General features: G+C 70.3%; 3 protein-coding genes. All 3 read left to right on the top strand.

What is annotated here, in order from left to right; all coding sequences use genetic code 11:
- The first annotated feature begins 4 nt into the window (after nt 1–4).
- The 3 genes from ACZ53N_RS01625 (at nt 5) to ACZ53N_RS01615 (ending at nt 13,731) form a co-directional block, all read left to right on the top strand.
- On the top strand, nt 5–11,719 hold the full coding sequence (locus tag ACZ53N_RS01625) for an amino acid adenylation domain-containing protein (protein ID WP_469138970.1): 11,715 nt from the start codon (nt 5–7) through the stop codon (nt 11,717–11,719).
- 210 nt (nt 11,720–11,929) lie between these two features.
- Nucleotides 11,930–12,937 carry an ATP-binding cassette domain-containing protein gene (locus ACZ53N_RS01620; protein WP_469138969.1) on the top strand — a complete coding sequence of 336 codons (1,008 nt, stop codon included), beginning with the start codon at nt 11,930–11,932 and terminating at the stop codon, nt 12,935–12,937.
- Nucleotides 12,934–13,731, top strand: coding sequence for an ABC transporter permease (locus tag ACZ53N_RS01615; protein ID WP_469138968.1), 798 nt, complete (start codon nt 12,934–12,936; stop codon nt 13,729–13,731). The genes ACZ53N_RS01620 and ACZ53N_RS01615 overlap by 4 nt, the downstream gene beginning before the upstream one ends.
- Nucleotides 13,732–13,785 lie beyond the last annotated feature (54 nt).

Genomic DNA, 13,785 nt, shown 5'->3' with positions numbered 1-13,785 from the left:
CGCGATGAAGAAGTCAGGGCTCGAAGACGTCCTCCCGCTGTCGCCGATGCAGCAGGGTCTGCTGTTCCATTCGATGTACGACGACGAGGGCGCCTCCGACGTCTACACGATCCAGCTCAGTCTCACCATCGAGGGCAAGCTGGACCCGGAGACGCTTCGACACGCCGCCGCGGGTGTGCTCCGCCGACACGCCAATCTGAGGGCCGGCTTCCGGTCCCGCAAGAGCGGCGAGCCGGTCCAGGTGATCCCCCGCGAGGTGGAGCTGCCGTGGATCGATGTCGATCTCAGCGCCCTGCCCGACGCGGAGCGCGAGCGGGAGCTGGCCCGGCTGATCGCCGATGACCGTGCCCGCCGCTTCGACCTGGCCCGCCCCCCGCTCGTACGGTTCTCTCTCATCACCCTGGGGCCCGACCGCTACCGGTTCCTGATCACCCACCATCACATCCTGCTCGACGGCTGGTCCTTCACGCACGTGCTGGGTGAGCTGTTCGCGCTGTACGACACGAAGGGCGACGACTCGGCCCTGTCCCGGGTGACGCCCTACCGCGAGTACCTCGCCTGGCTGGACCGTCAGGACCGTCCGGCCGCCCAGGCGGCCTGGCGGCGATCGCTGGAAGGGCTCGCGGAACCCTCCTTGATCGCTTCCGCCGGCCGGCCGGCGTCGAACCGGCGCGGGCTGCACAAAGTACAGCTGTCCGCCCGGCAGACGGCGGAGCTCAACCAGGCCGCCAGGCGGGCGGGCGTGACGGTCAACACCGTGGTACAGGCCTCCTGGGCCATGGTGCTGAGCCAGCTCACGGGACGCGGCGACGTGGTGTTCGGCGCCACGGTCTCGGGTCGTCCGGCGGACATCCCGGGCATCGAGTCCATGGTCGGGCTGTTCATCAACACGTTGCCGGTGCGGGTCGCGCTCGACCCCGCCGAGAGCCTGAACGATCTGCTGACCCGACTGCAGCACGAGCAGTCCGAGCTCATGCAGCACCAGCATCTGGGCCTGAACGAGGTACAGCGGCTGGGCGGACACAGCGAACTGTTCGACACGATCGTCGTCTTCGAGAACTACCCGGTCGACGAGCAGAGCCTCCAGAAGTCGTCGGGCGCCCTGGGCATCGTCGCCAGCGAGACCGCCGACGAGACGCACTACCCGCTCACGATCGCCGTTCTCGTCGGCGACACCATGGAATTCCAGCTGGCCTATCAGCCGGACGTCCTCGAGCCGGCGCTGGCGGAGGCTGTCGCCGACAGCCTGGTGCGCCTGCTGACCACGGTCGACGAGGACGCCGATCGGGCCGTGGGGCTGCGTCAGCTGCTGACGCCGGAGGACACCGGACGTCTGCTCACCGCCGGCAAGGGTGCCGAGCTGGCGCTGCCGCGCGAGCAGACGCTGCACGACGCGCTGGAGCTGCAAGCCGCCCGCATCCCGGACGAGATCGCGCTGGTGTGCGGCGGGGAGCGGCTGACCTTCGCGGAGCTCAACGGCCGTGCCAACAAACTGGCCCGGCTGCTCGTCGAGCAGGGTGCGGGCCCGGACCGGCTCGTCGCCCTGGCACTGCCCCGCTCCGCGGACCTGGTCGTGGCGCTGTTCGCGGCGATCAAGTCCGGGGCCGGGTATCTGCCGCTGGACCCGGAGTACCCGGCCGAGCGGATGGCCTACCTCTTCGAGGACGCCTCCCCGGCGAGCGTGATCACCCTGGCCGGGATCGCGAAGGGACTGCCGGACGCGGTCGCCGACGTGCCCCGGATCGCCCTGGACGACCCCGAGGTGGAGCGGCGCCTCGCCGCCCTGCCCGACCGGGACCTGACCCAGTCCGAGCGCCGCGCCCCGGTGACGGCCGACAGCCTCGCATACGTGATCTACACCTCGGGTTCGACGGGCCGGCCCAAGGGCGTCATGGTCTCGCACCACAACGCCATGAGCCTCTTCTGCAGCCTGCAGGCGGATCTCTTCCGGCGAGGCCCGCAGGCTGTCGGCGGACGACGCCTGAAGGCCGCGCTCACCGCCGCGTTCACCTTCGACGCCTCGGTCGACGGAATGATGTGGATGCTGGACGGTCACGAGCTGCACGTCATAGGTGACGAGGTGCGGCGCGACCCCGAGCTGATGATCCGCTATGTCCGCGAGGAGTTGCTCGACTTCGTCTACTTCACACCGATCGCCATGGAGCAGCTCCTGGCTGCCGGGCTGATGCGGACCACCGGGCACCGTCCTCACATGCTGCAGTGCGGCGCCGAGGCCATAAGCGAGGCGCTGTGGCAGGAGATGCGCTCCATGCCCGACGTCATCGGGCACAACTTCTACGGGCCCACCGAGACCACCGTGGTGGCGATGTGCTGCCCGTTCGACAAGAGTCCGGTCCCCTCGATCGGCAAGCCGCTGGGGAACGTCCGGGCCTACGTTCTGGACGCACAGCTGCGCGTGCTGCCGCCCGGCGTGGCCGGCGAGCTCTACATCGCGGGGCCGTCCGTCACCCGCGGCTATCTGGGACGGCCGGCCCTGACCGCCGAGCGTTTCGTGGCCGACCCGTTCGGCGGCCCGGGCGAGCGGATGTACCGCACGGGTGACGTGGTGCGCCGGAACGCGGGCGGCCTGGTCGAATACCTGGGGCGCTCGGACGACCAGGTGAAGATCCGCGGCTTCCGTATCGAGCTGGGCGAGATCGGCGCGGTCCTGACGGATCACGAGTCGGTCGCACACGGTGTGGTGGTGGTCCGCGAGGACCGGCCCGGCAACAAGCGCCTGGTCGCCTATGTCGTCCCGGCGGCGGGCGGGGTCGCGGACCCCGACACCCTGCGCGAACACGTCGCGGGCCTGCTGCCGGACTACATGGTGCCGTCGGCGTTCGTGACCCTCGACGCGCTGCCGACGACCGTCAACGGAAAGCTGGACCGCAAGGCCCTGCCCGCCCCCGACCTGAACGGGCAGGTCTCCGGCCGCGGCCCGCGCAACTCGCGTGAGGAGGCCCTCTGCGCACTGTTCGCTGAGGTTCTCGGCCTGCAGCAGGTCGGCATCGACGACAGCTTCTTCGAGCTCGGTGGCGACAGCATCGTCTCCATCCAGCTCGTCAGCCGGGCCCGCCGCGCCGGGCTGGTGTTCACGCCGCGCGATGTCTTCCAGCAGCGGACCGTGGAGGCACTGGCGGCGACCATCCAGGACACCGACGGGACGGCAGACGCCGGACGGGTGACCTCGGACAGCGGCACCGGCACGGTACCGCTGACGCCGATCATCCACCATCTGCGGGAGACCGGCGGCCCTGTCGACGGCTTCAACCAGGCCATGGTGATGCAGGTGCCGGGGGACTACGACCTCGATGCCCTGACCAAGGCGCTGCAGGCCGTGCTGGACCACCACGACGCCCTGCGGCTGCGGCTGTCGCGGCCCGCGGGCGGCACCTGGGCGCTGGAGGTCACCCCGCCGGGTTCCGTTCACGCGCGGGACCTCGTGCACCGGATCGACGCGGCCACGACCCGGCTGGGCGAGGCGGCCCAGGCGGCCCAGGAGCGGCTGGCCCCGGAAGCGGGGGTCATGCTCCAGGCGGTGTGGCACGACGCCGGCCCGGACTCCCCGGGGCAGCTGGTGCTGATGGCACATCACCTCGTCGTGGACGGGGTGTCCTGGCGGATCCTGCTGCCGGATCTCTCCGCGGCCTACGAGGCGGTCGTCACCGGCCGCGAGCCGGACCTGGATCCGGTGGGTACCTCCTTCCGCACGTGGGCCGAGGGACTGGTGGCGGCAGCCACCTCCGAGGCCCGTACCGCCGAGCTGGACATCTGGACCTCCATGCTCCAGGTCGAGGACCCCCTGCTCGGCGCCCGCCCGCTGGACCCGCGGCGCGATGTGGTGGCGACGTCCGGGAGTCTGTCCGTCTCGCTGCCCGCCGATGTCACCGGGCCGCTGCTGGCGCGGGTGCCCGCCGCGTTCCACGCGGGTGTCAACGACGTGCTCCTGACCGGCTTCGCACTCGCCGTCACCGACTGGAAACGCCGCCGCGGCCTCAACACCACCGGCACCCTCATCGACCTCGAAGGCCACGGCCGCGAAGAACTCGTCCCCGGCGCCGACATCTCCCGCACCATCGGCTGGTTCACCAGCCTCTTCCCCGTCAACCTCGACCCCGGCATCACCGACACCGACTGGCCCGACATCTGGACCGGCGGCCCCACCCTCGGCAACGCCATCAAAACCATCAAGGAACAACTCCGCGCCCTCCCCGACAACGGCGCCGGATACGGCCTCCTCCGCCACCTCAACCCCCGAACCGCCACCACCCTCGCCACCCTCCCCACCCCACAAATCAGCTTCAACTACCTCGGACGGCTCGGTGGTTCGGCAGCCGACGAGGCCGGTGGGGACGAGGCGGACCTCGGTGGCGGTGCCGATCCGCAGATGCCTGCCACCCACGCCCTGGAGCTCAACTCGATAGCCCGGGAGACCCCCGAAGGCCCGTCCCTGGTGGCCACGTGGGCGTGGCCGCGGGAGCTGTTCGGCGAGGACGAGGTGCGGGATCTTGCGGAGACCTGGTTCCGTGCCCTGCGCGCCATCGTCACCCACGCCGAAGGTCCGGCCGCCGGGGGCCACACGCCCTCCGACCTGTCCCTGGTCAGGCTGGCGCAGAGCGAGATCGACGCGCTGGAGACCCGGCAGCCGCAGCTGGCGGACGTGCTGCCGCTGGCCCCGCTGCAGGAGGGTCTGCTCTTCCACGCGCTGTACGACCAGCAGGGCTATGACGTCTATACCGTCCAGTTCTGCTACGAGATCGAGGGCGATCTGGACAGCGCCGCGCTCCGGGCGTCCGTGACCACCCTGCTCAAGCGCCACGCCAATCTGCGGGCGGGCTTCCACACCCTGGACAACGGCGAGACCGTGCAGGTGATCCCGTCCGAGGTGACGGTGCCGTGGTCCGAGCTCGACCTCAGCGACTTGTCACCGGCCCGCCGCGAGGCCGAACTCGCCCGCCACCTGGACGAGGACCGCAACCGCCGCTTCGACCTGAGCGCTCCCCCGCTGATGCGGTTCGCCCTGGCCAAGCTCGGACCCGGCCGGCATGTCTTCACGATCACCAATCACCACATCCTGCTGGACGGGTGGTCGTTCCCGGTCCTCCTGGGTGAGCTGTTCGAGCTGTACAACCGTAAGGGCGACGACTCCGGCCTGCCCCGTGTCACTCCGTACCGCGACTACTTGGTCTGGTTGGCCCGGCAGGACCGCCCTGCGGCCAAGGCCGCATGGGCCCGGGCACTCGGTGGTCTCGAGGAGCCGACCTTGCTGGCACCGGTGGACCCCACACGCAAGCCCGTCGTGCCGGAGCGCGTCTCCGAGGAGTTGCCCGCGGAGTTCGCGGCGGCGCTGCGCGACCGGGCCCGGGAACACGGTGTCACCCTGAACACCCTGATGAGGCTGGCCTGGGCCATCACGCTGGGGCAGCTGACCGGCCGGGACGACGTGGTGTTCGGCACCACGGTGTCCGGCCGTCCCGCGGAGATCCCGGGCATCGAGTCCATGGTGGGCCTGTTCATCAACACCCTGCCGGTACGGGTCGAGCTCGACCCCACGGCGACCGTGGGCAGTCTGCTGACCCGGCTCCAGGACCGGCAGTCCGAGCTCATGCCACACGAGCACGTGGGTCTCACCGACCTTCGGGAGGTGACCGGGCTGGGCGAACTGTTCGACACGATCATGGTGTACGAGAACTACCCCGTCGACGAGGACGCGCTCGCGCAGTCGCTGGGCGATCTCTCCGTCATGGGCACCGAGCCCCTCGACGCCACCCACTATCCGATCGGCCTCACCGTGATCCCCCTCGGTGAACGGCTCCTGGTGCGAGCCGACTACCGGGGTGACGTGTTCGACCGTGCGGCGGCCGAGCGGATCGTCGGCCACCTGCTGCGGGTGGCGGCGGCGATGACGGACCCGTCACTGGTCGTCGGCGAACTGGACCCGCTCTCCGAGCAGGAGCGCCGACAGCAGCTCGTCGAGTGGAACGACACGGCGCACGAGGTGCCCGCGGCGACATTGCCGGAGCTCTTCGAGGCCCAGGCCGCCGCGACACCCGACGCCGACGCCGTGGTCGTCGACGACGCCCGCTTGTCGTACGCGGAACTGAACGAACGGGCGAACCGGCTGGCCCGTCGGCTGCTCACCCACGGGGTCGGCCCGGAGAGCTACGTGGGAGTGGCGCTGTCCCGGACCGTGGACCTCCCGGTGGCCCTTCTCGCGGTCAGCAAGGCCGGCGCCGCCTATGTGCCGGTCGATCCGGACTACCCCGCCGACCGCATCGCGTACATCCTCTCGAACACCGGGCCCGTCTGTGTGCTCGCCGACTCCGACACGCTGCCGAAGCTGCCCGTGGACGCCGCTTCCCTGGTGGTCGTCGACGACGCGGCCGTGCGGGACGCGGTGGCGACCTTGCCGGGCACGAACCTGACCGACGAGGACCGGGCGGCGCCCCTCTCGCCGGCCCACCCGGTGTATGTCATCTACACGTCGGGATCGACCGGCCGCCCCAAGGGCGTGGTGGTCGAGCACCGGTCGCTCAACCTCTACCTCGCGTGGACCCGCGCCCGCTTCCCGGCGGTTTCCGGCCGTGCCCTGGTCCACTCCCCCGTCTCCTTCGACCTGACCGTCACCGGTCTGCTCGGCACCCTCACCGCGGGCGGCTGCGTCCATCTGACCGCGCTGGACGAGGACGCCGCCCGGGAGGACTTCGAGCGGCCCGGCTTCGTCAAGGCGACCCCCTCCCACCTCGGCCTGCTCATGGCGCTGCCGGAGCGGTTCTCTCCCTCCGGGGAGCTCGTGCTGGGCGGCGAGGCGTTGCTGGGCGAGGTGCTGGACGAGTGGCGCCGCCACCACCCCGGTGTCACCGTCATCAACGAATACGGTCCTACCGAGGCCACCGTCGGGTGCACCGAGTACCGCGTCGAGCCCGGCGACAGCGCCCCTGCGGGCGCCGTGCCCATGGGACGCCCGATCTGGAACACCCAGCTGTACGTCCTGGACGCCCGGCTGCGCCCCGTCCCCGTGGGTGTCGGGGGCGAGCTCTACATCGGCGGCGACCTGCTGGCCCGTGGCTATCTGGGCCGCCCCGACCTCACCGCGGGTCGCTTCGTCGCCAACCCCTTCGGCGGCGCGGGCGGGCGCATGTACCGCACGGGTGACATCGTCAAGTGGCGTGCCGACGGGCAGTTGGAGTTCGTCAGCCGCGTCGACGACCAGGTGAAGGTGCGGGGCTTCAGGATCGAGCTGGGGGAGATCGAGGCCGCCGCGGCCTCGCACCCGGCCGTCGGCCAGGTGCTGGTCGTGGTCCGCGAGGACCGGCCGGGCGACAAGCGCATCGTGGCCTACGTCGTCCCGGGCGAGGGCGCCGACGGGCCGGACACGACCGAGCTGCGGCGTCACATGACGAGCGCGCTGCCGGAGTACATGGTGCCCTCCGCGTACGTGGTGCTGGAGTCCTTCCCGCTGACGCCCAACGGCAAGGTGGACCGCAAGGCGCTGCCCGCGCCCGACTTCGGCGGGCGGATCTCCGCCCGCGGCCCGCGCGACGCCCGGGAAGAGACCTTGTGTGCGCTGTTCGCCGAGGTCCTGGGCCTTGAGCGCATCGGTATCGACGACAGCTTCTTCGAGCTCGGTGGTCACTCGCTCCTGGCGACCCGGCTGGTCAGCCGTGTGCGGTCGGCCTTCGCCATCGAACTCGGGGTCCGCGCGGTCTTCGAGGAGCCCACGGTCGCGGGTCTGGCCGGCCGGCTGGACTCGGCCGGCGCCTCGCGTCAGGCCCTGAGCGTCATGGAGCGGCCGGCGGAGATCCCGCTGTCGTTCGCGCAGCGACGTCTGTGGTTCCTCAACCGTTTCGAGGGGCCGAACGCGACGTACAACATCCCGCTGTGCACCCGCATGCTGGGGACGCTGGACCTCGACGCCCTCGAGGCGGCGCTGGGCGACGTGGTGGCCCGGCACGAGAGCCTGCGCACGGTGTTCCCCGACACCGAGAGCCGGCCCCGGCAGCAGATCCTGCCGGTCGCCCGAGCCCTGCCACGTCTGTCGGTGACGGATGTGACCTCCGACGACGTGAACCGGGAAGTGAGCGCGGCGGCACAGCGGGGATTCGACCTCGCCCACGAGATCCCCTTGCGCGCACATGTTTTCCGGCTCTCCGCCGATGACCACGTGCTGTTGATCGTTATGCATCACATCGCCGGCGACGGCTGGTCGCTGGCCCCCCTGTCGCGGGACCTGTCCACCGCGTACGCCGCGCGTTGCGCCGGTGCGGCTCCCGACTGGCGGCCGCTGCCGGTCCAGTACGCCGACTACACCCTCTGGCAGCGTCAGGTGCTGGGGGACGAGAGCGACCCCGACAGTGCGATGGCGGCGCAGTTGGACTACTGGCGGACGGCGCTGGCAGGCATCCCGGAGGAGCTTCCGCTGCCGATGGACCGGCCGCGCCCCGCCGTGGCCGACTATCACGGCAGGACGGTTCCCCTGCGGTTCCCGCCCCGCGTCCACCAGCAGGTGCTGGACCTGTCGCACGCCTGCGGGTCGAGCGTGTTCATGGTGGTGCAGGCCGCGGTCGCGGCCCTGCTGGGCAAGCTCGGCGCCGGCGAGGACATCCCCATCGGCACCGTCATCGCCGGACGCACCGACGAAGCCCTCGACGACCTCGTCGGCTTCTTCATCAACACCCTCGTCCTGCGCACCGACCTCTCCGGCAACCCCACCTTCCGCGAACTCCTCGAACGCGTGAAGGAAACCGACCTCGCCGCCTACGCCAACCAGGACGTCCCCTTCGAGCGCCTGGTGGAAGAGATCAACCCGGCCCGGTCCATGGCCCGGCACCCGCTCTTCCAGGTCATGCTCTCCTTCCAGAACAACGCGGCCGAGAACACGGAGATCCCCGGTGCGCGGATGCTCCCGCATCCGGTGGGCATGGACGTCGCGAAGTTCGACCTGTCCTTCCATCTCGGTGAAAGCTTCGGCCCGAACGGCTCGCCGGCGGGTATCGAGGGCGGCATCGAGTTCGCCACCGATCTCTTCGACCCGTCCACGATCGAGAAGCTGGCGGTACGGCTGGAGCAGCTACTCGACGCGGTAACCGTCGACCCCGAGCGGGCGATCAGCACCATCGACGTGCTCACCGAACGGGAGCGGCAGCAGGTCCTCCGCGACTGGAACGACACCGAGCACGCCATCGAGCCGGTGACCCTCCCCGCGCTCTTCGAGACACAGGCAGCGCTCACGCCCGCGGCGACCGCCGTGGAGTCCGCCGGCCTGTCCCTCGACTACGCGGAACTCAACGCCCGGGCCAACCAGTTCGCGCATGCCCTCATCGCGAGGGGCGTGGGGCCCGAGCAGGTGGTGGCCCTCGCGCTGCCGCGCTCGGTGGATATCGCCGTCGCCCAGCTGGCCGTGGTCAAGGCCGGCGCCGCGTTCCTCCCGGTGGACCCGGACTATCCGGCCGACCGCATCAGCTACATCCTCGACGACTCCGCGCCCGCTCTGCTGGTGACGGACTCCGAGCACGCCGCCCGGCTGCCCCGGCACAGCGTGCCGCAGGTCCTGCTCGACACCGTCGATCTGTCCGCTCAGCGGCGGGACAACCCGGGTGTCCCGCTGTCCGTGGCGCACCCGGCCTACCTCATCTACACATCCGGCTCCACCGGCCGGCCCAAGGGCGTCGTGGTCACGCACCACGGTCTGGCGAGCTTCGCCGCGGTGGAGGTGGAACGGTTCGATGTGACCGCGGACAGCCGGGTGCTGCAGTACGCGTCGCCCAGCTTCGACGCCTCGGTGCTGGAGCTGTGCATGACGTACGCGGCGGGCGCCACGCTCGTGGTGCCGCCGCCGGGGCCGCTGGCCGGTGATGTGCTGGCCGAGGTCCTGCTCGGGCGCGGGGTGACGCACGCGCTGATTCCGCCCGCGGCGCTGGCGTCGGTGCCCTCCGGTGACTTCCCCGCCTTCCGTTCCCTGGTGGTCGGTGGTGACGCGACGTCGGCGGAACTGGTCGACCGCTGGGCCCCGGGCCGCCGGATGGTCAACGCCTACGGTCCGACCGAGTCGACCGTCGCCGCGACCATCAGCGACCCGCTGACGGCCGGGACGGGCACGCCGGCCATCGGCCGCCCCGTGCACAACTCCCGGGTGTACGTGCTGGATTCGGGGTTGCACCCGGTCCCGGCCGGCGTCGCGGGCGAGCTGTATGTCACCGGCGCCGGGCTGGCCCGTGGTTATCTGGGCCGGGCGGCTCTCACCTCCGAGCGATTCGTCGCCTGCCCCTTCGGCGGGCCGGGCGAGCGGATGTACCGCACCGGTGACATCGCCCGCTGGACCACCGACGGTCAGCTCTCCTACCTGGGGCGCGCGGACAACCAGGTGAAGGTCCGCGGCTTCCGTATCGAGCTGGGCGAGATCGAGTCCGCTCTGGTCTCCCATGACCAGGTCGCCCAGGTCGCGGTGGTCGTACGCGAGGAGAAGCCGGGTGAGCCCGCGCTCGTCGCGTATGTCGTACCGGAGGCCGGGGCCGAGGCCGGCCAGGCCGAGCTGCGCCGGCACGTGGCGGCCTCGCTGCCCTCCTACATGGTGCCGTCCGCCTTCGTCCGGCTCGACGCCCTTCCGGTGACGCCCAACGGCAAGCTGGACCGCAAGGCGCTGCCCGCCCCGGACCTCGGGGAGATGGCGGGGTCCCGCGGGCCGCGCACTCCGCAGGAGGAGATGCTCTGCGGCCTGTTCGCGGAGGTGCTCGGCCTGGAGCGGGTCGGTATCGACGGCAACTTCTTCGAGCTGGGCGGCGACAGCATCGTCTCCCTCCAGCTCATCAGCCGGATCCGCTCGGTCCTCGGCATCAAGGTCAGCAACCGGGCGGTCTTCGAGACGCCGACGGTCGCGGAGCTCGTCGAGAGCCTCGGTGCGGACTCCGGTCGGGACGGCTTCGAGGTGCTGCTGCCGCTGCGCACCGGCGGGGACAAGCCGCCGCTGTTCACCTTCCACGCCACCGGCGGACTCGCCTGGGGCTACGGGGAGTTCCTCAAGCAGATCCGGTCCGATTACCCCGTCTACGGACTGCAGGCACGCGGCTTCAAGCCGGGTGAGCCGCTCGCGGAGAACATGCGGGAGATGGCCGCGGACTACATCGAGCAGATACGTACGGTCCAGCCGCACGGCCCGTACCACCTGCTGGGCTGGTCGTTGGGGGCGCTGACCGCTCAGGAGGTCGCCACCCAGCTCCAGGAGCAGGGCGAGGAGATCGGTCTACTGGTCAACCTCGACCAGGGCCCGTTCGAGGAGTACTTGAGCGGTGGGCAGCCGGAGTACACCGAACAGATCGTCTTCCGGGCGCTGCTGCTCGTCGCCGGATTCGACACCGATGAGATCGGGGAGGACGTCGTACTCGAATACGCCCAGGTCATGGAGATGGTCAGCAGCCGGGACAGTGCGCTCGGGAACCTCGAACCGCATCACATCGACGCGTTCGCCCGGGTCATGGAGAACAACTACCGGGTGGTGACGGCTCATCGGCCCAGGGAGTTCAAGGGCGACATGATGGCCGTCGTATCGCTGGCCGAGCGCGGGGACGAGGCGGTGCCGGGCATGATCGAACGCTGGCGTCCCCACGTGACCGGCAGGATCGAGACCCACCCGGTCACCGCACCCCACCACGATCTGTTGTCGCCCGGGCCCGCGGCGGAGATCGGTCGCCTGGTCCACGACAAGCTCAGGTCTCTCGGCTGATCCGCCCCTCGGGGCCTGTCCGCCCATTACGGGCGGGCAGGCCCCTGGCCGTGACAGCTTGCTGCCTGTTCCCTTGTGGCGGCCCGCGGGCCGCCCCTTTGATGAGGCGAGAGCGCACGGAGGGACAGCCGCACCCGGACGGGACGCTTCGAGACCGTTCCACGCGTGCATGACGTGCTTGATCAGTGATCGACTTGGGAGTGAGTAGGCATGGAAACAGCGATCTCTGCGGAGGGGCTCCGCAAGAGGTACGCGGAGCATGACGTGCTGAGCGGCATCGATCTGACGGTGTCGGCGGGCGAGGTCCTGGGACTGCTCGGCCCGAACGGCGCGGGTAAGACCACCATCGTGCGCATCCTGGCCACGCTGCTGCCGTTCGACAGCGGGAAGGTCACCATCGCCGGATTCGACCTCTCCAAGGACAAGCGCGAGATCCGCCGGCGCATCGGTCTGACCGGACAGTACGCGGCGGTGGACGCCATCCTCACCGGCCGGGAGAATCTCCGGCTGATCGGCGTGCTCCTCGGTCTGGGACGGCGCAAGGCACAGCTCCGGGCCGATGAACTGCTGGAAGAGTTCGATCTGACGGCTGCCGCGAACCGGCCTGCCAAGTCCTACTCGGGTGGCATGCGGCGCCGGCTCGACCTCGCCGCGAGCCTGGTCACCACGCCCACGGTCCTCTTCCTCGACGAGCCGACGACCGGCCTGGACGTGACCAGCAGGATGCTGCTGTGGCGCATGGTCCGCGAACAGGTGGACAACGGGGTGTCCGTGCTGCTGACCACTCAGTATCTGGAGGAAGCCGACCAGCTCGCGGATCGCATCGTCGTCCTCGACAAGGGCGGGCTCATCGCGGAGGGTACTCCGGAAGAGCTCAAACGGAAGGTCGGCGGCGAGCGCCTGGAGGTGTCCGTGGCCACGCAGGAGGAGCTGCCCGCCGTGGCCCTGGCCATCGCCACCGCCACCACCGAGTCCCCGTCGGTGGACGAGAAGGCGAAGCTCGTGTCGATCCCGCTGGTCGGCGGTATGGAAACGCTCGCCTCGGTCACCGCCGAGCTGAAGGCCGCGGCAGTCGAGCCCGTTGACTTCGCGATCCGCCGCTCCTCCATGGACGACGTCTTCCTCGCACTCACCGGACAGACCGCATCGGCAGAGGCGGCCACGCCGGCCGGCGGACGGACCGCGGAGCGGCAGACACCACAGGGAGAAGCGGCATGACCGAGACCATCACCCACTCCTGCGCACTCATCGGCCGGCATATACGTCACCTGACGCGCACGCCGGAGCAGCTCTTGAGCGTCACGTTGATGCCGGTGGTCTTCGTCCTGGTCTTCGGCTACCTCTTCGGCAGCGCGATGAAGGTCCCGGGCGGCCAGTCGTACCAGGACTACATCATGGCCGGTATCTTCAGCCAGGTCGTACTGGGCAACATGGTGCTGAGCGCACTCGGCGTCATCAGCGATCTCGACAACGGGCTGATGGACCGCTTCCGTTCGCTGCCGATGTCCCGTGCCGCCGTGCTGATCGGTCGCACCACCAATGACCTGATCCTGACGGTCTGGAGCTTCGTCCTGATGTCCGGCATCGGATATCTCATCGGCTGGCGGGTGCACGAGGGCGTGCTCTCGATGCTCGGCGGCTTCGGCCTGATGCTCCTCCTGGGATTCGCCGCCTCGTGGGTCGGCGCCCTGATGGGCCTGACCCTGCGCAGCGCCGAGGCGGTGAACGCTCTCGGCTCCGTGGTCGTGATGCCCTTGTCGTTCCTCTCCAACGCGTTCATCCCGCTCGACGGGTTGCCCCGATGGATGCAGGCGATCGCCGAGTGGAATCCGGTGAGTTCCGTCATCCTCGCCTGCCGGAAGCTGTTCGGGAACGCGCCGCCCATTTCGGCCGACGCCGCGTTCCCCATGCAGCACCCCGTGCCCATGGCCGCGGTTCTCTCACTGACGCTGCTGGCCGCGGCGATCCCGCTGACCATCCGCGCCTATGAGCGGGCGGCCACCAAGCAGTAACTCCGCGCTGCGCGAAGAGCCGGGCCGCCCCCAGGAATGGGGGCGGCCCGGCTC

The organism is Streptomyces sp. NPDC033229 (assembly GCF_055576875.1).
Note: the sequence above shows the minus strand (reverse complement) of the source record. Positions and strands in the feature narration are given on the sequence as shown.